The organism is Colwellia meonggei, from assembly GCF_057537295.1.
Genome location: NZ_BAAJLZ010000011.1, coordinates 65,957 through 89,832 on the forward strand (window position 1 = coordinate 65,957; position 23,876 = coordinate 89,832).

Consider the following 23,876-nt stretch of genomic DNA (forward strand, 5'->3'; position numbering starts at 1 on the left):
AACCAGCTTATTTAGCTCGGTATGCAGTTGACACTTTTGATACAGGTGCTTTGCCTAATTTGTCACTAATGTACCAACCTGCTGCTAATAGTTTGTCAAAATCGATACCAGTATCAATATTCAAGCCGTTAAGCATGTATAAAACATCTTCGGTTGCGACATTGCCTGAAGCGCCCTTAGCATATGGACATCCGCCTAAGCCTGCAATAGCACTATCGACTACCATGACACCGGCTTGCAAAGCGCTGTAAATGTTAGTTAACGCCTGACCATAAGTATCGTGAAAGTGCACAGCGAGCTTTGCCATTGGCACACGGGCACTAACAGCCTGTATCATTTTAGTTACGGTTGCTGGCGTGCCAACACCTATGGTGTCGCCAAGCGATATTTCATAACAGCCCATCTGGTATAGTTTTTCTGCAACCATTGCTACTTGTTCAGGTTCTATAAAACCGTCATAAGGACAGCCAACAACACAAGAAACATATCCTCGTACCGGAATGTTAGCGGCTTTGGCAGCAGCCATTATCGGTTCAAAACGTTGCAAGCTTTCTTCTATAGAGCAGTTGATGTTCTTTTGGCTAAACGCTTCTGATGCGGCGCCAAATATCGCCACTTCACTGGCATTAACCGCCATTGCTGCCTCAAAACCTTTCATATTGGGAGTTAGGGCTGCGTAAGTGACGTTTTCTTTGCGCTTGATACCATTGAATACATCGGTAGAAGTCGCCATTTGCGGCACCCATTTAGGTGAAACAAAACTACCACTTTCGATATAGCTAACACCGGCATCTGATAACATTTCAATCAACGCTATTTTATCTTTAGCACTGATTTGTAGTTTTTCATTCTGTAGGCCATCGCGAGGCCCAACTTCAACAATTTTGACTTGCGATGGCAAGCTTGCTGTACCAGTCATTATGCTTCCTCCGCTGTGAAGGCAATAAGCTCAGCACCGCCGTCAACCATGTCACCATCTTTATAGTAAATTGTGTCAACAACGCCATTACTTGGCGCGCGAATCGTATGTTCCATTTTCATTGCTTCCATTATCATTAATGGTTGCTCTGCGGTAACGGTATCGCCGGCTGACACTAATACAGACACCATAGTGCCATTCATCGGCGCAACTAGACCACCATGGCTGTCATCACCGCTATTATCGCCACAGTCAGGTAAAATATGAGTGAAATTAAATACGCCATTTTGGTGGTATAAACTGATTTGTGTACCGTTTTTCGCAATGGTTGCGTGACTGCGGTAACCATCAATACTAACGTATAACGTGTCGTTATCTATTCGACCTTGGCAATCAACCGTTTGACCATCAACAGTAATCAAATAGTAGCTACCACTGCCTTGGCGCTTTTGTTCGACAACAATCGGGTACTCAGTGTCGTTGTGCGCCAATACCATATGATGAACGTTGGCTTCATTTAAGCGCCATGCATTGGTCATATTCCAAGGTGAAAATGGATCGTTAGTTTTCGCAGCTTTAGTTTGCGCCTGTAACTCTTGTGATAAAACTAAATAAAGTGCTGCCATAGGCAATTCGCCAGCTAAAGCTTGTTCACTTTCATGAAAAATAATTTCTTGGTTTTTTTCAATAAAGCCAGTATCGATGTCAGCATTAACAAATGGCGCACAAGTCGCTAAGTTATAGAGAAAGTCGATGTTAGTGGTAACACCATTAATGCGATATTCAGAAAGTGCCTTCGCCATACGTTGTAGGGCTTTTTCACGGCTTTCGTCCCAAACAATTAGCTTAGCAATCATAGGGTCGTAAAATACGCTCACCTCATCACCTTGACGAACACCGGTATCAACACGGACAAACTCACTTTCAACTGGCGGTTGTAAAAAGTCTAAAGTGCCGGTTGCCGGTAAAAAGTCATTGTTAGGATCTTCAGCGTATATACGCGCTTCAAAAGCGTGTCCATTGATTTTTAATTCGTGTTGAGCTTTAGGTAATACTTCACCGGCAGCAACACGCAATTGCCATTCAACTAAATCTTGGCCAGTAATTAATTCAGTAACAGGATGCTCTACTTGCAGGCGAGTATTCATTTCCATAAAGTAGAATGAACCATCAATATCAAGTAAGAATTCAACGGTACCTGCACCCTGATAGCCAATGGCTTGTGCTGACTTTATCGCTGATTCACCCATTTTCGCACGTAGTTCTTCACTCATGCTAAAGGCTGGTGCTTCTTCAATCACTTTTTGATGACGACGTTGCACTGAACAGTCACGTTCGAAAAGATAAACCGCATTTTCATGATTATCACAAAATACTTGAATTTCAACATGACGAGGTTGTGTTAAGTACTTTTCAACCAACATGGTATCGTCACCAAATGAAGATTTAGCTTCACGTTTTGCTGCTGCAAAACCTTCAGAAAATTCTACTTCGCTCCATACTTGGCGCATACCTTTACCACCGCCACCTGCAGTAGCTTTAAGTAGTACAGGGTAACCCATATCATCGGCAGCTTTTTTGATCACAGCCTCTGATTGGTCATCGCCATGGTAACCTGGCACTAACGGTACTTGTGCCGCTTCCATAATATTTTTAGCTGCAGATTTTGAACCCATAGCTTCAATAGCGCCAACCGGTGGGCCAATGAAAGTAATGCCTTGTGCGGCACACATACGACAAAAGTCGGCGTTTTCAGATAAGAAACCATAACCTGGGTGAATCGCTTGTGCGCCGGTGCGCTTAGCTGCTTCAATAACTCTTTCTGATAATAGGTAACTTTCACGCGAAGGGGAACCACCAATATATATAGCTTCATCAGCCATATTGACATGTAAGGAGTCAGCGTCGGCATCAGAATAAACGGCAACGGTTAGAATACCCATTTTTCGTGCAGTTTTAATAACACGACAGGCGATTTCGCCACGGTTGGCAATTAATATTTTAGTAAACATGAGTTTATCCTTCGCCTTTATCTAATGATTTTTGTTGTGATGCTTGTTGTTGCAACGGGGCTTGCCAAGCGGCTTGGCGCTTTTCAAAAAAGGCACTTAAACCTTCTTGGCCTTCTGCTGATACGCGGATCGCGGCAATGCGTTCGCTGGTTATTTCTATTAATGCTTCGTCGATATCTTGGTAAGCGACATCAAGGGCTAACTGTTTAGCTTGGCGCACGGCTAATGGGCCATTTTCCAGTAATGTCGTTATCATTTTGTCAACGGCTGAATCTAATGCTTCCAATGGCAGAATTTCATCAACTAAACCTAGTTGTTGCGCTTTGTCAGCAAAGAATCGTTCAGCAGTTTGAAAGTAACGTCGACTGGCTTTTTGACCAATCGCATTCACCACATACGGACTAATAGTGGCAGGAATTAAGCCCAGTTTTACTTCGCTTAAACAAAAACTGGCTTTTTCACTAGCCAATACAATGTCACAACAACTTGCTAGTCCAACTGCGCCGCCAAAGGCTGCACCTTGCACTTTAGCAATGGTAGGTTGAGGTAAAAAATTAAGATTTTTTAACATATGGGCTAAAGCATTGGCATCTGCTAAATTCTCTTCATAAGAGTAAGACGCCATACGTTTCATCCAACCTAAATCAGCACCAGCAGAAAAGCTTTTACCGGTTGAAGCCAATACCATGACTTTGATGTCATGACATTTTGCAATTTCATGAAATAAGTGGCTTAGTGCAAAAATAATACTGTCATCAAAGGCATTGTGCTTATCAGGGTTATTCATGGTGACAGTAGCGACACCACGGCTGTCAACGTCAAATAAAACTTGTTCGCTAGGACTTGTAATATTTTGATGGGTAAACATAGTCAACTTCTCCCTACATTCTAAACAGACCAAATTTGGTCTCTTCAATAGGTTTGTTTAAAGAAGCTGAAATAGCTAAGCCGAGTACTTGGCGAGTGTCCGCTGGGTCAATCACACCATCATCCCACAAGCGAGCAGAGGCATAATATGGATGACCTTGATGCTCATAATTGTCGATAATTGGTTGTTTGAAGTCAGCTTCTTCTTGCTCGCTCCATGTTTCACCACGTTTATCTTTTTGGTCGCGTTTAACTTGTGCAAGTACGCCCGCAGCTTGTTCGCCGCCCATCACTGAAATGCGCGAATTTGGCCACATAAATAGGAAACGGGGGTCGTAAGCTCGGCCACACATGCCATAGTTACCGGCACCGAAACTACCACCAATTAAAATAGTGAATTTTGGAACCTGTGCTGTTGCTACGGCTGTTACCATTTTAGCGCCGTGTTTTGCGATACCACCGGCTTCATACTGCTGGCCAACCATAAAGCCTGTAATGTTTTGTAAAAACACTAAAGGAATTTTACGTTGCGCACAAAGCTCAATAAAGTGAGCGCCTTTTTGTGCAGACTCGCCAAATAAAATGCCATTATTGGCAACAATACCGACAGGGTAACCGTAGATGCGGGCAAAGCCACAGACTAATGTTGTGCCGTAAAGCGCTTTAAATTCGTCGAATTCGCTGCCATCAACGACACGAGCTATAATTTCACGAACATCAAATGGTTGGCGAGAATCTTTAGGTACAATACCGTAAATTTCTTCACCAGAGTAAGCGGGTTCCGCCACTTCTTGAATTGCCATTTGTACTGGTTTAACACGGTTTAAATTACTGACGGCATTGCGGGCAATTTCTAAAGCGTGATGATCATTTTGTGCGTAATGATCAGCAACACCTGAAGTACGACAATGCACATCGGCGCCACCTAAATCTTCAGCACTAACCACTTCACCGGTTGCCGCTTTTACTAACGGTGGGCCTGCCAAGAATATCGTACCTTGTTCTTTCACGATTATTGATTCATCAGCCATTGCAGGCACGTACGCACCACCAGCGGTACATGAACCCATAACCACGGCAATTTGTGGAATACTTTGTGCTGACATGTTGGCTTGATTAAAGAAGATACGGCCAAAATGCTCTTTATCTGGAAAAACGTCGTCTTGGTTTGGTAGGTTTGCACCACCCGAGTCAACCAAGTAGATACATGGTAAGTTATTTTCTTGGGCGATAGTTTGCGCGCGTAAATGCTTTTTAACAGTTAGTGGATAATAAGTACCACCTTTTACCGTTGCGTCATTGGCGACGATAACACATTCTTGGCCGCCAACTCGGCCAATACCTGTGATAATGCCGGCGCTTGGTACGTTGTCATCGTAAACTTCATAAGCGGCTAATTGTGATAATTCAAGAAATGCTGAGCCTGGATCAAGTAGGGCGTAAACACGGTCTCTTGGTAGTAACTTACCACGAGATAAATGACGTTCACGACTACGTTCGCCACCACCTAGTTTAATTTCTTCTAATTTAACTTTTAAGTCATCAACTTGCAGTTGCATATGCTCAGCATTTTCGATGAATTCAGGGCTGCGGGGATTGATTTTCGATATTATCTTAGCCACGGTATAACCTTTTATTTGTTGTTCGTTTTGTTAATTTTTGACGTTGTTAATGTCAGTAAGTTAACAATGCACATTGATATTGTTTTGACTTTCTAACACTTGATTGTGCTAAAAGTAATCAATAGCAATAGTCACAGAAAGTTTAATTCTTTTATTTTTTCTTATTTAAATTTAATTACTGAATTGGTTCACTATTTAGCTTTATCGAAGCCAATGGCGTGAGTTCAAGGAAAAAATACTAAGCATAGTCGTCTATGAGTGTATTTTTGACAAAGAAATCGCGCTCATTGGCAATGAGAAAAATTACACTAAACCGATTCGTTAAATAACTCACGCCCAATTAACATACGGCGAATTTCTGATGTACCTGCGCCAATTTCATATAATTTAGCATCACGTAATAATCGACCGGCTGGGAATTCGTTGATATAACCGTTACCGCCAAGTAATTGAATCGCGTCTAATGCCATTTTTGTAGCAAGTTCAGCTGAATACAAAATTACACCAGCAGCATCTTTACGGGTAGTTTCGCCGCGATCAGCTGCCATTGCACACATGTAAGCGTAAGATTTAGCGGCATTCATTTGCGTGTACATGTCAGCAATTTTGCCTTGAATTAACTGAAATTCACCAATTGATTGGCCAAATTGCTTTCTGTCGTGAATGTAAGGAACAACTAAGTCCATACATGCATCCATAATACCTAATGGACCGCCTGTTAATACTAAACGTTCGTAGTCTAAGCCTGACATTAGAACGCGAACACCTTTACCTTCCTCACCTAAAATATTTTCAGCAGGAACTTCACAATCTTGGAAAACTAATTCACAGGTATTTGAACCGCGCATACCTAATTTATCTAGTTTTTGGTGACGAGAAAATCCAGGGTAATCACGCTCAACGATAAATGCCGTAATACCTTTTGATCCCGCAGCAGTGTCAGTTTTTGCGTAAATAATATAAACATGGGCATCTGGACCATTAGTGATCCACATTTTATTGCCGTTAAGGATGTATTTATCGCCTTTTTTGTCAGCGCGTAATTTCATGCTAACAACATCCGAACCAGCGTTTGGCTCTGACATTGCCAATGCGCCAATATGTTCACCAGTACAAAGTTTTGGTAAGTACTTAGCTTTTTGCTCATGGTTACCGTTTTTGTTTAATTGGTTTAAACATAAGTTAGACATAGCGCCGTAACTTAAGCCAACAGAAGCTGATGCGCGAGAAATTTCTTGCATAGCAACCATGTGCTCTAAGTAACCTAAGTTAGAACCACCATATTCTTCATCTACGGTCATGCCTAATAAACCTAAGTCACCAAATTTGCGCCATAAATCCATTGGAAATTCGTTGTCTTGATCAACTTTTTCTGCACGAGGAGCTATTTCATCGCGAGCAAAGGCGTTAACTGTGTCACGGATCATGTCAACGGTTTCGCCTAAATTAAAATTCATTGAAGAAAATGTAGAAATCATAGTTGTACCTTCTAATAATTGTTTGTGTTGTTAACACCGGCAAGTGTGCACAGCCCTAACTATTACTTAATTTGTTATGCGCCTAAGCGGGTAATGTTATTTATCTATTGAAGCTAATGCTTCCTGACAATTATTCTCTAAACCTGTTAATTCAATTAAAACGGCTTGAATATCTTCTAGTTGTTGGTTTAGATCATTTTTCTTTTCAGCAATTAAGTCCATTATGGTATTTAATTGTGTTGCGCTTGATTTATCCGCATCGTAAAGTTCGAACAAGCGACCTGTTTCTGCCAATGAAAAGCCTAAGCGTTTACCGCGTAGAATTAACTTTAGTCGAACTCTGTCTCTTTGGTTGTATATTCTTGTTTGTCCCTTACGAGTAGGCAGTATTAAGCCTTGATCTTCGTAAAAACGAATACTTCGGGTTGTTATATCAAACTCCCGAGCTAGTTCGCCAATTGAGAAGGTGACGTGGTTCTTATCGCCCATGTTGTTACTCACCGTTAAACGCTATTTCCTAATTTATTGGCTACCATACAATAAGTTTACGTTAACGTAAAGTGCGACCTGGGCTATGTAAATAAAATGTTAGTTTCTGATGCTGTAAAGAATGATTGTCAATTTTGTAATAATTTATAGTTATTAGACTAAAGGTCCATAAAGTTTACGTTGGCGTAAAGGTAAATTTAAGTTAATCTGTTGCGCAATTCTTATCGATTCTTGTAATGAGTTATCGAATAATATCGAAAAACACTTTGTCGGAGAGCTTTATGTCTACTCAAGATCCTATCGTTATTGTTGCTGCTAAACGAACCCCTATGGGCGGTTTTATGGGCGGTTTATCAGCTGTGAGTGCAACCAGTTTAGGTGCTACTGCTATTCGCGGTGCTATGCAAGATGCTAACTTATCAAATGATCAAGTCGATGAAGTAATCATGGGCTGTGTATTACCTGCTGGCTTAAAGCAAGCACCTGCTCGTCAAGCGGCTTTAGAAGCAGAATTAGATTTATCAACTGCTTGTACCACTATTAATAAAGTTTGTGGTTCAGGTATGAAAGCAGCGATGCAAGCACATGATGCTTTATTAGCTGGCTCTATCGATGTAGCTGTTGCTGGTGGCATGGAAAGTATGACTAACGCTCCGCATTTAATGCCAAAAGGGCGTTCAGGTATTAAAATGGGTCACGGCCAAATACTTGATCATATGATGACTGATGGTTTAGAAAATGCCTACGATGGTATTGCTATGGGTTGTTTTGCGCAAGAAACAGCTGATGAATCAGCATTTAGCCGTGAAGATATGGACGCCTATGCCATTCGTTCTTTAGGACGTGCTAATGCAGCAATTGCTGATGGCGCATTTGCCAATGAAATTGCACCAGTAACGATTAAATCTCGTCGTGGTGATTCAATTTTTGAAATTGATGAACAGCCTGGTAATGCACGCCCTGATAAAATTTCTAGCTTACGTCCAGCCTTTAAGAAAGACGGTACGATTACCGCCGCTAACTCAAGCTCGATTTCTGATGGTGCAGCAGCACTTGTGATGATGAAGTTATCAGAAGCACAAAAGCGTGGTTTAACGCCTTTATGTAAGATTGTAGCGCATGCTATGCATGCTCAAAAGCCGGCAGAGTTTACGGTAGCACCTGTTGGCGCAATGAAAAAAGTGCTAGCAAAAGCTAATTGGACAACTGCAGATGTTGATTTGTTTGAAATCAATGAAGCGTTTGCCATGGTAACTATGTTAGGTATTAAAGAACTTGAATTAGACGTAGCGAAAGTAAACGTGAACGGTGGCGCATGTGCTTTAGGTCATCCTTTAGGCGCTAGTGGCGCGCGTATCATGGTGACGTTAATTCACGCATTGAAGAATAAAGGCTTGAGCAAAGGTTTAGCATCACTTTGTATCGGTGGTGGTGAAGCAACAGCAATTGCTGTAGAAATGATGTAGTTACTTATCATTTTATAAAAGCCCACTTACTTAGTAGGCTATTGAATAAGTTTAGAGCTACTGTTTTTAACAGTAGCTCTTTTTAGTTTTAATGTGCTGAAAAGTGAAAATAATACTGAAAACGAGTTTAGTTTTTAGAGTATAGCCTAGTGTCAGGTTATTTTACAAATGTGTAAATATGTAATTCCGAGTAACTGTTAATTTATTGTTTTTATTTGTGTTTTAATGCTGGCATATTGTCTGCTTATTAAATCGAAAGTATTTAGCGTTATCAAATACCTTTCAAAGGTGTTAAATAAATATTAAAAAGGAATATTTAAATGAAAAATAAATTCTTGAAGAGTTTAGTTGCTAGCATTGCTTTGGCTGTAAGTGGAATTGCTAACGCTGGAATTATATACGATCCTTTTGGTGTTCAATCAAACATAGATATTTCTACTGTTACCGGTGGAGGGTGGACTCTTTGTTATCAAGAAACCATGAGTGTGACCATTGGTAATTTCGCTGAAAATGTATTAGATGTTTGCGACGGTGATTATTTGATGATGGCAGGGAGAGCGACAGGAAGTAATAATTTACTGTCACTTGCACATGGTTTGCTAGATGAAGTAACTTTTGATACGGGGCAAACAAGTACTACTCATGTAGTAAATGGAGCTAACTGGTGGTTTTCAAATAACTGGTCTTGGGGATTTACGGTATTAAGTGATACGGTAAGTAATAACCAATGTGATGTTTCTTCTAGTCCGAATAGCATGTGTTTGCATACTTTAAGTTTTACTGGCGGTTATAGGATTAATGATATTACAGGGCTAAACTCAAGTTCATCATACGAAAAGTTATTCTTTGTTGCGAATAGGACGACTGATGTTCCAGAACCAACAACATTAGCTATTTTAGCATTAGGGTTAATCGGTTTAGCGTCTCGTAAATTTAAGGGATAAGCTCTCTGAATACTCAATGAACAATAGATGATATATGTAAAATTAATAATGCTTTGTAATTCCAATAAAATGGCTCGCTTTTAGGCGAGCTTTTTTGATCTTCAGTTAAGTTGCTTAATTGATAAATAAAATATTGTTAAATCATTTTATATTCTAGGACTTAATATAAAATAATATTTAAAATGAAATGGTTAGTAACACTTCTTTAGCATACTGATATTGAAATTAATTTGAAATTTAAGTTATAAATATTGCCATTCGAGCAAGCAAATATTAGCAATATAATAATAAAAAGGTAATTTATGGCATTGACTAACACGCAATCTTTCGCCGTCGGGCTTTTATGCTTTTCTTTATCACTACCCGTTTGGGCCGATAGTGTCGCTGAATTGAAACAAGCGCTGAACAAGCTTAACGGTAGTGAGCCTATCACAGGAGTTTTAGATGTTTCTTTTTCTGAAAGTAGAGGAGAAGGGCAAGATAAGAAGTTAAAAACAGGCGCGATACAGTCAACGTTATCGGAAAGTATTGAAGGCTTAGATATTCGTTATTCAAAATATGTGTTAAATCGTATTGCCGAAGAAAATCGACTCAAAATGACCGACGAAGAAGCTGATACTCCGGTGTTAAATGGCGCTGAAATACTCTCTGCCTCTTCGTTAATTCCGCTTTTCTCTTCTGCGCAAACAATATTAGATTTAATCGAGCAAGGTGAGTTCGTAGGCGAAACGAGTACAGATTATTTGAACCAAAGCGTGCGAGTGTTAAATTTTAAATTACCACTAGAAAGCTTTATTGATGATAAGAAAATACGCGGCTATGTCAGTAAATTTAATGGTAGTTACAAAGTGTTAATTAATGAGAAAGGGGTCCCTATTGAAACGCGAATGAGCTACTCAGGTAAGGGTAGTGCTTATATCTTCTTTTCTATGACAGCAGAAAGCGAAATAACTTCGCAGTTTGAAATCGATGGAACGCGTTTGGTTCGCGTTAATAGGGAAGTAGAGTCGAGTTCTTCTTCAACATTTAACGACCGCACCTACAGTGGTAAGTGGCAATTAGCATTACAGTAGCTTTTTATTTTGTGCTCTATTTTTCATGAATATGTCATGGCCAATTATAGTGCGCTAGCAAGTATTTAATTTTTATCATACTGAAATTTTAATGATAAGAGAAAAGTCGCTACTGCGACTTTTTTGTTTTATTTAATACAGATATCAGGTTAATTATCGAATTAAACTTTTAATATTGTTAAATTAATGTTAATAAATGCTGTAAGTTAATACATTAATGTCACAAAGGTATTGAATGAATATTTTATTACGAGCGCTTTTTGGTGTTTTGTTAGTTGTATCGCTAATGATCAGCTTATCCACTTACGCAAATAAGCAACCAACATTTTCAAAAGTCACTTATTCAGATCAAGTGCTTGCTAATCAGGCTTTAATTTCACTACATCATGCGATATTGGAAGTGAATCATAAAGAAAAATTTCTAATTGCGACATTAAGCGAAACAGAGAAAGCATTGCTGTTAGATCGTGGTTTTAAAATTGAACCAGCACTTGCATGGACTAACGAGTTTTCAAAAACCTTTGCTGATAACAAAACAGTTTTTCCCAAAAGTAATTCAGCCGAAGACCCTATCTCCGGTTTTTCGTGCTTTGAAACGGTTGAAGGTACCTATAGTCAAGCACAAGCTTTAGCAGATAACTTCCCTAAATTAGCCTCATGGCAAGATGTTGGCGATTCATGGAGAAAAGTTAGTCAGCAAGGTGGTTATGACTTAATGGTATTGAAAATCACTAACACCGAATTAACTCAGCCTAAACCAATTCTTTTTGTTCATAGTAGTATGCATGCGAGAGAGTATGCCCCTGCAGCTCTTAATTTAGATTTTGCTAAATGGTTATTGAATAATTATCAAACTAATGCAGAAGCGAAGTGGATTGTTGATAATCGGGAAGTGCATTTAATGCTGCATATGAATCCCGACGGCCGAAAAATTGCTGAAAATCAAATCTTTCAACGTAAAAATACCAATAGTAATCATTGTGCGGGCTCTACCGTTGGTGTCGACCTTAATCGAAACTTTGCGCAAACTTGGGGTGTTACAGCAAATGGCTCAAGTGGCAATGAGTGCTCAGAAGTCTATCGCGGTATATCAGCAGAATCTGAGCCTGAAACTCAGGCGGTTTCTAATTACATTCGTTCATTGTTCCCTGATGAGCGTGGCGAAAATGACTCTGACGCTGCACCAAAAAATAAAAGCGGTCTACATTTAGATCTTCACAGTTATGGGCGGTTAATTTTATGGCCTTATGGTCATAAAGAGGGACTATCTCCAAATAATATTGGCTTTTTACATCTAGGTAATAAATTAGCTTGGTTTAATGGTTATGCACCGCAGCAATCAATAGGGCTGTATGCTACTGATGGTACGAGTGACAATGTTAGTTACGGTGAACTTGGCGTTGCGGCCATTACATTTGAATTAGGTACATCATTTTTTCAAGATTGCACCGCATATGAAAACAACATCAAGCCGGATAACCTAAAAGCACTAATTTATGCAGCTAAAGTCAGTGAAGCACCGTATTTATTATCAATAGGTCCCGATATTTCTGAGCTTAAACTTAATGACAACTCCGAACAGATAACAATTGTACCTGCAGCAATAGTTGAGCTAGATATTAGCGCGACCAAACAATCTCAATTAGCCAGTGCAGATTTTGATGTGGTGTCATTCGAATATGTAATTGATGGCAACTTTACTGATACTGATAAGGTTATTACGTTGCAAAACCTTGAGGTTGCTAATGACACAGTTAGTGCAAATATACAGGTAAACACAGCCGATCTAGCCGTTGGTCAGCACTTAATTTCGGCAAGAGCAAAGGATACGGATGGTCAATATGGTGTTGTACAATCTGCTTTTATTAATATCTCAGATAGCAGTGCTCCTATTTCAAGTTTTACCGTCGACTGCCAATATTTAAACTGTACTTTTGACGCATCTCAAAGTCTTGATAACGATGGTGAAATTACCAGTTATCAATGGGCAAGATATATCAGTGATGATGAACTTGAAGTTATTGGTGATAGTAAGTCACTACAATATAGTTTCTCTGCAGCTGGAGAAGTTAAAGTCCGTTTACTGGTCGAGGATAATAACAATTTACAAGCGAGTTCAGAGCAAACTATAGTATTGGAAACGGATTTAACGAATAAGCTTCCAGAGCCTAAATTTTCAGCTTCATGTCAAAACCTTACTTGTGATTTTAATGCTTCAGAAAGTACTGATACAGATGGTGAAATCGTTCAATACCAGTGGTCGACAGTAACTTCTGGTAGCAGCTCAGTCATCGGCAATGGAGAAACATTAACGCATAGTTTTACCAGTGCGGGTAACGTTACTATTGAATTACAGATAACAGATAATAGCGGTGCAAAAGTTTCAACAGAGCAAAACGTAACCTTGACGAATGTTGTAACGACACCTGATTTACCTGAACGCGCAAGCAGTGGCGGTGGTGCGATAGCAATACTACTCTGGTTAATGATTGGATTGACTTTGCTAAGAACAAAAAGTTGAGCGGTTAGTTGAATATTATTTATATATTTAATTTTCGCTAAATCATTTTATTTTAAAGCGAAATAATAATTTTGAGCTACATTGGTTAAGTCAATGTAGCTTTTTTATTGAGTTTAAGTTAGGTATGTTTATGTTAATAAAGAAATTTTACTGTAATTGATTTTATGATATTCAGACATGTTTTGTTATTTTCAATTCACAAGCTATGACGAGAGTCTCGGTATTGCTTTGGTGATATACCAACAACCTTTTTAAATAGTCGAGAAAAATAATAAGGATCACTGTAGCCAAGGTCATTAGCAATATCCTTAATGGTAATATCTGTGTTATCTAATTGCGAGCAGGCATGTTGAATTTTCATATTAATAAAATGTTGAATAGGGGAGCTATCGGTTAATTCTTTAAACTTTTTAGCAAAGTGAAATTTCGATAATTGGCTGTAATGTGCCAAAGTATCTAAGCTTAACTCTTGATGTAAACTATTACGCATAAGAGCCTCGACAGCTTCAAGGTCGAAGCTAGAGTTACTGTTAAATATAGTTAGGCGTAATTGTAGTGCTAAAAAGCTTAATGCCTGCTGTAGAATATGTACAGCATGTATTACGTTGGTGGCAGTGTAGCCCCTTGCCCCTAGTGCTAATAAATGATCGAAATCGGTAACTATATTATTCTGAACCCCAACCTGTGCTACTCCTCCTTCCATTTTCATTAATAATCGCTCAGCAAAATCGTGAGCTAAATCGCCGGTAAAATTAACCCAATAAACACTATTTAATGTTGTTTCATTTGATTGCGCAATGGTAAATGTAAAAGGAGAGTTTGGCTTTATAATAACAAGATCGCCACGTTCAATTACTCTCTCTCGCCCTTTATATTGTAATTTACCTTTACCTGAAAAACAGTAGATGAGCGTATAGCAGTCTTCGTTTCCTTGCTGCAACTTATAGTTGCTGGCTGCTTGGGTCATCCCTAATGAAACTGGGTATAAACCATCTGTTAAGCGATGCTTGGACAACTTTTTTAATAAGAATATCGGAATAAACAAGCGAATATCTGAAGAGCTATAACTTTGATTGTTTGCCATGATTGCCTAAATTTTCGATGAACTTCTTTTTACTACTGCAATCACAATATAGTCCATCAAATTAACAATAAAATCAATGTTCATCATACTTTTAGTATGGTCTAATTTTATCATTAGGTTTCTATTATCAATTTTTATGACTAAAACTAGTGCATTAGCAATTTGTTTATAGCGTCTATATGTAATTGTTCTGGTAAATATTGTTTTATAAAAAAACAATTTTGACAAATTAAGAGAGTTTAAGATGAATACTGAAAGATATCAGTTAAAAAATAAGATTCGTATCGTAACCGCGGCCTCGCTATTTGATGGTCATGATGCAGCTATTAATATTATGCGTCGAATTTTACAATCAAGTGGTGCAGAAGTTATTCATCTTGGTCATGACCGCAGTGTAGAAGAGGTGGTTAATACCGCGATTCAAGAAGATGCTAATGCTATTGCTATGACTTCGTATCAAGGTGGTCATAACGAATATTTCAAATATATGTATGACCTGTTAAAAGAGCGTGGTTGTGAACATATTCGTATTGTTGGCGGTGGCGGTGGTGTAATTCTACCTGAAGAAATTAAAATGCTGCAAGATTACGGCATTACCCGCATTTACTCTCCAGATGATGGTCGTGAACTTGGCTTGTTAGGTATGATTGATGACATGCTTGAGCGTTGTGACTTTAAAACTGGTTTAGATGTTAAAAAAGATGATGTTGCAAACCTTAAAAAAGTGATTCCGTTACAAGATAAAAAACAAGCCATTGCTCGTTTAATTTCAGCAGCAGAAAATGCACCGGAAGAAAACAAGGCAGCACTTGATAAAATTCGCAAAATATCTGCAGTTAGTAAAACTCCAGTATTAGGTATTACTGGTACCGGTGGTGCGGGTAAATCATCACTGGTAGATGAATTAATTCGTCGCTTTTTAATGGCAACAGATGACAGTAAAATTGCCATTGTTTCGGTTGACCCGTCAAAACGTAAAACTGGTGGTGCACTACTTGGTGACCGTATTCGAATGAATGCGGTAAACAATGATCGGGTTTATATGCGTTCATTAGCAACGCGTCAGTCGAATTTAGCGTTATCGGTTTATGTTAACGATACGCTTGATATTCTGAAAGCAACAGATTTTGACCTGATCATTCTAGAGACATCAGGTATTGGTCAATCAGACACTGAAATTGAAGAACATTCAGACGTTTCTTTATATGTGATGACGCCAGAGTATGGTGCGGCTACTCAGCTAGAAAAAATCGATATGCTTGATTTTGCTGACATTATCGCATTAAACAAATTTGATAAACGCGGCGCGTTAGATGCGTTACGTGACGTGAAAAAACAATACAAACGTAACCGCGGCATGTTTGAAGCGGGTGATGATGAAGTGCCAGTATACGGTACTATCGCCTCACAATTTAATGACCGAGGCATGACTGAACTATACAATGCCGTTATCACTGAACTAAACAATAAAGCAGGCTTAACTGTTGGCGACTTGCTATCGGTTGACGGAACCTTAGCTAATAAGAGCAGTGTTATTCCTGGCGCTCGTATTCGTTACTTATCTGAAATTTCAGAAAATAACCGTGGCTATGATACTTGGGTTGAAAAGCAAGCTAAGGTGGCACAAAAACTTTATGGTATTCATAAGGCGATTGAAACAGCAAAAGAAACTGACTCAGAAGTATCATCAGGTTTAGTTACACAATTAGAAGCCTTATATAGCCAAGTTGAATTAGATTTAGATCCGAAAAATAAACTATTAATTGAAGAATGGGCAACTAAGGTTCAGCGTTATAAAGACTCTGAATTTAAATTTAAAGTACGTAATAAAGAGTTATCAATAGAAACCCATTCAACGTCGTTGTCAGGTAGTGAAATTCCAAAAATTAGCATGCCTAAATACCAAGGTTGGGGTGATATTTTAAAGTGGAACTTACAAGAAAACGTCCCGGGTGAGTTCCCATATACCGCAGGTTTATTCCCGTTCAAGCGTGAAGGTGAAGATCCAACCCGTATGTTCGCAGGTGAAGGTGGCCCAGAACGTACTAACCGTCGTTTCCATTATGTTTCTAAAGGCATGCCGGCGAAACGTTTATCAACAGCATTCGACTCAGTAACTTTATACGGTAACGATCCAGCCATTCGTCCAGATATTTACGGTAAAATTGGTAATGCTGGTGTTTCTATTTGTTGTTTGGATGATGCTAAGAAACTTTATTCTGGTTTTGATTTAGCTCACGCCATGACGTCAGTATCAATGACGATTAATGGCCCAGCACCTATGTTACTAGGCTTTTTCTTAAATGCGGCTATTGACCAACAATGTGAGCGTTTTATCACTGAAAATGGTTTAGAAAAAGAAGTTAACGCAACCATTAAAAAGATTTATAAAGACAAAGGCTGTGAACGCCCGAGTTACCAAGGTGAATTACCGGAAGGTAATGATGGTTTAGGTTTAATGCTTCTAGGTGTTACTGGTGACCAAGTATTGCCACCAGCGGTTTATGAAGAAATTAAAGCGCGCACATTAACCTTAGTGCGTGGTACGGTTCAAGCCGACATTCTTAAAGAAGATCAAGCGCAAAATACCTGTATTTTCTCAACCGAGTTTGCCCTTCGTTTAATGGGCGATGTTCAAGAATACTTTATTGAGAAAGGCGTGCGTAACTTCTATTCCGTATCTATTTCTGGTTACCATATTGCAGAAGCTGGTGCTAACCCAATTACCCAATTGGCATTAACCTTAGCTAACGGTTTTACCTTTGTTGAGTACTACTTAAGCCGAGGTATGGACATTAATGAGTTTGGGCCTAACTTATCATTCTTCTTCTCAAACGGTATTGACCCAGAGTACGCGGTAATTGGTCGTGTTGCTCGTCGTATTTGGTCGAAAGCTATGAAGAATAAATATGGTGCTAATGCTCGTGCACAAATGTTGAAGTATCATATCCAAACCTCAGGCCGTTCTCTGCATGCGCAAGAAATTGATTTCAATGATATTCGTACGACCTTGCAGGCACTTTACGCGATAAATGATAACTGTAATTCATTACATACTAATGCTTATGATGAAGCGATTACTACACCAACGGAAGATAGTGTTCGTCGTGCCATGGCTATTCAGTTAATTATTAACCGTGAATTAGGTTTGTCGAAAAATGAAAACCCGATCCAAGGTGCCTTTATTATTGAAGAGCTAACTGACTTGGTTGAAGAAGCCGTACTAACAGAGTTTGATCGTATTAACGAGCGTGGTGGTGTTCTTGGCGCAATGGAAACTATGTACCAACGTGGCAAAATTCAAGAAGAAAGTATGCACTACGAGCATTTGAAACATTCAGGTGAATTCCCAATTATTGGTGTTAATACCTTCTTAAGTTCAACGGGTTCTCCAACGGTTGTACCTGATGAAGTTATTCGTGCAACTGAAGAAGAGAAAACCTATCAAATTGATATGTTAGCAAGCTTAAATAAAGCTAATGAAGTTGAAGTGAAAGAACTATTGAAACGCCTGCAAAGTGCTGCGATTAATCATGAAAACATTTTCGAACTCATGATGGATGCTTGTAAGGTTTGTTCTTTGGGTCAAATTGTTAACTCATTATTTGATGCTGGTGGTCAATACCGCCGTAATATGTAAGGAACATTGTTATGAGTAATTATCAAGCGCCAATGCGTGATATGCAGTTCTTATTACATGAAGTTTTTAATGCTGAGCAATTGTGGGCGACTATGCCTGCTGTTGCGGACATGATTGATAAAGACACCGCAGATGCTATTTTATCTGAAGGGGCAAAGCTAACTTCTGAAGTTATTGCGCCGTTGAACCGCAATAGTGATGAACAAGGTGCAACCTGGAGTAATGGCGATGTTACAACACCTGACGGTTTTTCTAAGGCATATCAGCTTTATTGTGAAGGTGGTTGGGGGGCATTAAGTGGTGACCCTGAGCATGGCGGCATGGGTATGCCAAAAATGTTGCAATCATTTGTTGAAGAAATGACGCAATCTGCCTCTATTTCATTTGCGCTTTATCCAATGTTGACTGCTGGCGCCTGTTTAGCGCTGTCAGCTCATGCTTCGACTGAGATGAAGCAAACCTATTTAGAAAATATGTATTCTGGCCAATGGGCCGGCACTATGTGTTTAACCGAGCCACATGCCGGTAGTGATTTAGGCATTATGACCGCCAAAGCTGAAGTGCAAGAAGATGGTAGCTTTGCTGTTTCTGGCACTAAAATATTTATCACCGGTGGTGAGCAAGACTTAACAGAGAACATTATTCATTTAGTGTTAGCGAAAATACCGGGGGCACCAGAAGGGCCGCGCGGTATTTCAATGTTCGTGGTACCTAAATTCTTAATTAATGACGACGGTAGTTTAGGCGAAAGAAATACCGTTGGTTGTGGGTCAATTGAACACAAAATGGGCATTAAAGGCTCAGCAACTTGTGTGATGAATTTTGACGGTGCCAAAGGCTATTTAGTTGGTGAAGAGAATAAAGGCTTAAACTACATGTTCACTATGATGAACTATGAACGTTTAGGTATGGGGATTCAAGGTGTTGGTGCTGCTGAAACATCATATCAACAAGCTGCAGAATATGCCATTGAACGCATTCAAGGCCGCAGTGCTACCGGTAAGAAATCACCTGACAAAAAAGCAGACTCAATTATTGTTCACCCTGATGTTCGTAAAATGCTGTTAACTATGCGTGCGTACAATGAAGGCGGGCGTTGTTTTTCTACCTATGTTGCCAAGCAATTAGATATTGTTAAATTTTCGGATAATCAAGAAGATAAGCAGCAGGCAGAGCAATTGGTAGCATTATTAACGCCCGTTGCTAAAGCGTTTATGACTGATATGGCGTATGAAAGCTGCAATTTAGGTCAAATGGTGTTTGGTGGCCACGGTTATGTGCGCGAATGGGGTCAAGAACAACTGGTTCGTGATGTCCGTATTGCGCAAATTTATGAAGGTACTAATGGTATTCAAGCGCTTGATTTATTGGGTCGTAAAGTGGTCGCGAATAAAGGACAATTCCTTGAACATTACTTTGCTGAAATTAATAGTTTTGTTAATGCAAACCAGAGTAACGAAGCTTTATTGCCGTACCTTAACCCGCTAAGTGAATCACTTGTTAAGTTAAAAACGATAACTGATTTAATTATTTCAGAGCAAGGTAATGACAAAGATATGGTCGGCGCATCGGCAACTGACTATTTAGCAGCTTTTGGCTTAGTAAGTTATGCCTACATGTGGGCGATGATGGCTGAAAAATCAGTTTCACAACCTTCGGAAGAGTTCTACCAAGCGAAAATGTATGTAGGTGCATTTTTCATTGAACGTTTATTACCTAAAATTGATAGTCATATTAAGTCTATTGAAGCGGGTAGCAAAACTTTAATGACGATGCCTGAAAACTTATTCAATTATAATAATTGATAATTTATTGAGTGCGGGACTAATGTCTAATTGCTTAAGTATTTTGCTTATAAGATGCTTGATAATTCATTAGTTCTAGCCACTTTGTGAAAACTCTTAAACTGGCTATAAAACAATTTATATAAAGGTGAGTCCATGTCTATAGTTCCAGAAAAATTTACTGCATTTCGTATTCATAAAAATGAAAAAACTATTAGCAGTGGCTTTGAACAAATTGCAATGAGTGACTTAACTGCTGGTGAAGTTGTTATCAAAGTTGCTTATTCTGATATTAACTATAAAGATGCACTTGCCGCGACGGGTAAAGGCAGAATTTTAAGAACTTACCCATTAGTTGGTGGCATCGACTTATCTGGTGTTGTAGTAAGCTCAGATGACGCTCGTTTTAACACAGGTGATAAAGTTCTTGTATGTGGTGCGCAATTATCAGAACTTTATGACGGTGGTTATAGCGAATATGCTCGTGTGAAAGCTGATTCTGTAGTAAACCTTCCTGAAGGAATGAGTTTACGTGACGTTATGGCATTGGGTACTGCAGGCTATACCGCAGCTATTGCCATTCAACGTATGGAAGATAATGGCCAAATTCCTGAACGAGGTCCTATTGTAGTGACTGGTGCGACTGGGGGAGTTGGCAGTTTTGCTATTAATATGCTGTCTAATATCGGTTATGAAGTCATTGCATTTACCGGTAAAACCGAACAAGAAGCGTATTTAAAAGAACTTGGTGCAAGTCAATTACTTAATCGACATGATATCGATATGGGGTCAAAACCATTAGAGAATGCTCAATGGGGCGGTGCCATTGATAATGTTGGCGGTGATACACTAGCATGGCTAACACGTACAACTAATGTCTGGGGTAATATCGCGTCCATTGGCTTAGCAGGAGGCTTTAAGCTTGAGTCGACTGTGATGCCTTTTATTTTACGTGGTGTTAGCCTATTGGGTATAAATTCCGTTGAAATGCCACTTTCTGTTCGCGAGCAAGGTTGGAAACGCTTAGCTAGTGATCTTAAACCTAGCAAGTTGGCACTGATTTCACCAACAACGATTAAATTCGCAGATTTACCTAATGCCTTTGATGCTTATGTTGACGGCACAGTTACTGGTAGAACCGTTGTTGAAATTGATGCAAGTCTAGATGAATAACATATCGAGCAAAGAGCAAATATGTCACCCGTAATTTTTAGTGAACTCGTTACAGGCAATAATAAAAAAATTGCCATTGCTGAATTAAACTCGCCGCAATCTCTTAATGCGCTAAGCATGAATATGATTGAGTTGCTGCTACAGAAATTATTACTGTGGCAGGCTGATGACGAAGTCGCTATGGTGCTATTGCAAGGGGCTGGTGATAAAGCGTTTTGTGCTGGTGGTGATGTTGTCAGTTTATATCATAGTCTTGAAGTAAAGGACGAACAGCCATCAATAGCGCATTTACTGTTTGTTGATGATCAAAATATTGTCGATAGTTTAGTTCATGACTTTTTCACTAAAGAATATCAACTTGACCAACTCATACATGAATTTACTAAGCCCATTTTAGTTTGGGGTGATGGTTATATTATGGGCGGTGGTATTGGTTTATTCGCAGGTGCTAGCCATCGAGTCGTCACAGAAAAGTCTTTATTAGCAATGCCTGAAATTACCATTGGGTTATATCCAGACGTCGGTGCAAGTTGGTTCTTGAATAAAATCCCTAATAATATAGGTTTATTTTTAGGTCTTACAGGCGTTGTTTTTAATGCGGTAGATGCGCTCAATATTGGTTTAGCTAATAACGCAATTAAAAGTGATTTTAAAGATGAAATATTACTGCATTTAAGTAAGGTTTCATGGAAAAATAAAGAAGAGAACTTCAAGCTGCTTGATGAAATATTAGCGCATTATACTAAAACCAGTCACCAAGCGTTTGAATTAATAGAATCGAATATTGAGCAGCACTGGAAATTAATTAGCAGGCTATTTGTATCAGATAATATCGTTTCTAGCTATAACGCGTTAATAGCGTTAGAAACAAATAGTGATTGGTTGCAAAGTGCACAAGTAAAATTAAAAAAAGGCAGCCCACTCTCAGCTATGATAATCTATCAGCAACTGCAGAGTAGTAAGAACTATTCTTTAGCTGAATGCTTTTTATCTGAACTAAATTTAAGTCTTCGTTGTTGTCAATATCCTGAGTTTAGAGAAGGTGTCCGTGCATTATTGGTTGATAAAGATAAAAAGCCGCAATGGGCATTCAACCATATTGAAGATATTCCGTCAGAGCTACTAGATTGGTTTTTTACGCCGATAAAAAACTTATAAAAGATTATTTTGAATTGACTGTTATATAACTGAACCTCACTAAGTTTGAAGTGAAATAAGTTCAGTTGACGTGAATTTAATGGATAAGTAAAAAGAGAATAGAGGATTACAAATGAATTTAAATGACAAAACTATCGTTATCACCGGTGGTGGTCAAGGCTTAGGTCGTGCAATGGCATTGAACTTGGCAAAAATGGGCGCGAAATTAGCGCTAATTGACTTAAATGAAGAGCAACTGCAAACAACAGTAGCTTTAGTTGAAGAAGCTGGTTCTCACGCAAAATATTATTTAGCAAATGTTACCAATGAAAGTGAAGTAGAAACGACCTTTGCAAAAATAAATGAAGATTTTTCCGGCATTGACGGCTTAATTAACAATGCAGGCATATTACGAGATGGTATGTTTGTAAAAGCTAAAGATGGCATTGTTAGCAAAAAAATGTCATTAGATCAGTTCCAATCTGTTATTGATGTAAACCTTACTGGCGTATTTTTATGCGGTCGTGAAGCTGCTGTTCATATGATTGAAGGAAACCGTAAAGGCGTTATCATTAATATGTCATCAATTGCTCGCGGTGGTAATATGGGACAAACTAATTACGCAGCGTCAAAAGCTGGTGTTGTTGCCATGACAGTAACATGGGCCAGAGAACTTGGCCGCCACGGTATTCGTGTTGGTGCTATTGCGCCAGGGGTTATCCGAACAGCAATGACCGATGCTATGAAGCCTGAAATGCGTGAACGTCTAGAAAAAATGAAACCAGTAGGGCGTTTAGGTGAGGCAGATGAAATAGCGCATACAGTAAATTACATTTTTGAAAATGAATTTTTCACTGGTCGTGTGGTTGAAATAGATGGTGGTCTTTGCATGTAAACTTATTTGGCAAACTTGATAGTTGCCAGAGAGTATATAGAAAGACGATAATGAAAAGGCGAGCTATGCTCGTCTTTTTTATTCTAATATTAGATATTTATTTGGATCTTAAATGAGTAAAGCACTTTTTCTCGATAGAGATGGCATTATTAATATTGACCATGGTTACGTTCATAAAATTGAAGACTTCGAATTTGTTGATGGCATTTTTGAGCTTTGTAAAAGAGCAATAGACAAAGGCTATCAAATATTTGTTATAACTAACCAAGCAGGTATAGCACGCGGAATGTACGATATTCCAACATTTGAAAAGCTATCAAAATGGATGGTTGCAGCATTCACTGAACAAAATATCGAAATTTCAAAAGTTTATTTTTGTCCTCATCACCCTTTAAAGGGCGTTAATGAGTTTGTCATGTCTTGCCAGTGCCGCAAGCCAGAACCAGGTATGATCATCCAAGCACAACAAGAATTTGGAGTTAACTTGGCAAAGAGTATTTTAATTGGTGATAAACTTTCTGATATGCAAGCAGCGGATAATGCGGGTATCGATTGTAAAATCCTGATGAATAGCCGTTATGTCGATAAGCAAGTAGCAGAGCAAATCGCAGGTACGATTGAAATACAAAGTCTTACTGAAGCTTTGGCTTACGTTATTTAAGATTATTTCTTTATCTTATTGTGCGTTTTTTGCGCTAATGAACTAGTATCTAGTAACTAATTTCAAAAAAATGAAATTAGTGGTTGACGGCGAGCCAAAAATCTCTAAAAT

General features: G+C 38.9%; 17 protein-coding genes. 10 read left to right on the forward strand and 7 right to left on the reverse strand.

Annotated features, from left to right (window positions below; translation table 11 throughout):
• Positions 1–7: 7 nt before the first annotated feature.
• The 6 genes from AC27E9_RS18135 to AC27E9_RS18160 form a co-directional block, all read right to left on the reverse strand.
• Positions 8–919 carry a hydroxymethylglutaryl-CoA lyase gene (locus AC27E9_RS18135; RefSeq protein WP_487132645.1) on the reverse strand — a complete coding sequence of 304 codons (912 nt, stop codon included), beginning with the start codon at positions 917–919 and terminating at the stop codon, positions 8–10.
• A complete protein-coding gene (locus tag AC27E9_RS18140) occupies positions 919–2,931 on the reverse strand; it encodes an acetyl/propionyl/methylcrotonyl-CoA carboxylase subunit alpha (RefSeq protein ID WP_487132647.1) in 2,013 nt (670 codons plus the stop codon). Before AC27E9_RS18140 ends, AC27E9_RS18135 begins: the two co-directional genes overlap by 1 nt.
• Positions 2,932–2,935: 4 nt before the next feature.
• Complete coding sequence (locus tag AC27E9_RS18145; protein WP_487132649.1) at positions 2,936–3,799, reverse strand: enoyl-CoA hydratase/isomerase family protein; 864 nt, start codon at positions 3,797–3,799, stop codon at positions 2,936–2,938.
• 13 nt (positions 3,800–3,812) lie between these two features.
• Positions 3,813–5,420, reverse strand: a complete 1,608-nt coding sequence (locus AC27E9_RS18150; protein WP_487132651.1) for a carboxyl transferase domain-containing protein — start codon at positions 5,418–5,420, stop codon at positions 3,813–3,815.
• Positions 5,421–5,728: 308 nt separating this feature from the next.
• Positions 5,729–6,898, reverse strand: a complete 1,170-nt coding sequence (locus AC27E9_RS18155; protein ID WP_487132653.1) for an isovaleryl-CoA dehydrogenase — start codon at positions 6,896–6,898, stop codon at positions 5,729–5,731.
• Between the two features lie 96 nt (positions 6,899–6,994).
• Positions 6,995–7,387, reverse strand: a complete 393-nt coding sequence (locus tag AC27E9_RS18160) for a MerR family transcriptional regulator (protein WP_487132654.1) — start codon at positions 7,385–7,387, stop codon at positions 6,995–6,997.
• Positions 7,388–7,668: 281 nt separating this feature from the next.
• Here AC27E9_RS18160 and AC27E9_RS18165 point away from each other — a divergent pair, with 281 nt between their 5' ends.
• From AC27E9_RS18165 to AC27E9_RS18180, 4 genes are all read left to right on the forward strand, one after another.
• Positions 7,669–8,853, forward strand: a complete 1,185-nt coding sequence (locus tag AC27E9_RS18165) for an acetyl-CoA C-acyltransferase (RefSeq protein WP_487132656.1) — start codon at positions 7,669–7,671, stop codon at positions 8,851–8,853.
• A 320-nt stretch (positions 8,854–9,173) separates the two neighbouring features.
• Entirely contained in the window at positions 9,174–9,797 is a 624-nt protein-coding gene (locus AC27E9_RS18170; protein ID WP_487132658.1) for a PEP-CTERM sorting domain-containing protein, read from the forward strand.
• 302 nt (positions 9,798–10,099) lie between these two features.
• Positions 10,100–10,870 carry a hypothetical protein gene (locus tag AC27E9_RS18175; protein ID WP_487132660.1) on the forward strand — a complete coding sequence of 257 codons (771 nt, stop codon included), beginning with the start codon at positions 10,100–10,102 and terminating at the stop codon, positions 10,868–10,870.
• A gap of 235 nt (positions 10,871–11,105) precedes the next feature.
• On the forward strand, positions 11,106–13,391 hold the full coding sequence (locus AC27E9_RS18180; protein WP_487132661.1) for a M14 family zinc carboxypeptidase: 2,286 nt from the start codon (positions 11,106–11,108) through the stop codon (positions 13,389–13,391).
• Between the two features lie 196 nt (positions 13,392–13,587).
• Here the strand turns inward: AC27E9_RS18180 and AC27E9_RS18185 are convergent, their stop codons facing one another.
• Positions 13,588–14,475 carry an AraC family transcriptional regulator gene (locus tag AC27E9_RS18185; protein WP_487132663.1) on the reverse strand — a complete coding sequence of 296 codons (888 nt, stop codon included), beginning with the start codon at positions 14,473–14,475 and terminating at the stop codon, positions 13,588–13,590.
• Positions 14,476–14,719: 244 nt separating this feature from the next.
• On the opposite strand from AC27E9_RS18185, the gene AC27E9_RS18190 reads away from it, so the two are divergent.
• The 6 genes from AC27E9_RS18190 (at position 14,720) to gmhB (ending at position 23,765) form a co-directional block, all read left to right on the forward strand.
• Positions 14,720–18,115: a methylmalonyl-CoA mutase family protein gene (locus AC27E9_RS18190; RefSeq protein ID WP_487132665.1), complete on the forward strand. Its 3,396-nt coding sequence runs from the start codon at positions 14,720–14,722 to the stop codon at positions 18,113–18,115.
• Between the two features lie 11 nt (positions 18,116–18,126).
• Positions 18,127–19,920: an acyl-CoA dehydrogenase C-terminal domain-containing protein gene (locus AC27E9_RS18195; protein ID WP_487132667.1), complete on the forward strand. Its 1,794-nt coding sequence runs from the start codon at positions 18,127–18,129 to the stop codon at positions 19,918–19,920.
• Between the two features lie 135 nt (positions 19,921–20,055).
• Positions 20,056–21,072, forward strand: a complete 1,017-nt coding sequence (locus tag AC27E9_RS18200) for an oxidoreductase (RefSeq protein WP_487132669.1) — start codon at positions 20,056–20,058, stop codon at positions 21,070–21,072.
• Between the two features lie 21 nt (positions 21,073–21,093).
• A complete protein-coding gene (locus AC27E9_RS18205; RefSeq protein WP_487132671.1) occupies positions 21,094–22,230 on the forward strand; it encodes an enoyl-CoA hydratase/isomerase family protein in 1,137 nt (378 codons plus the stop codon).
• A 112-nt stretch (positions 22,231–22,342) separates the two neighbouring features.
• Positions 22,343–23,104, forward strand: coding sequence for an SDR family oxidoreductase (locus tag AC27E9_RS18210; RefSeq protein WP_487132673.1), 762 nt, complete (start codon positions 22,343–22,345; stop codon positions 23,102–23,104).
• Between the two features lie 112 nt (positions 23,105–23,216).
• Positions 23,217–23,765, forward strand: a complete 549-nt coding sequence (gmhB, locus tag AC27E9_RS18215; protein ID WP_487132674.1) for a D-glycero-beta-D-manno-heptose 1,7-bisphosphate 7-phosphatase — start codon at positions 23,217–23,219, stop codon at positions 23,763–23,765.
• Positions 23,766–23,876 lie beyond the last annotated feature (111 nt).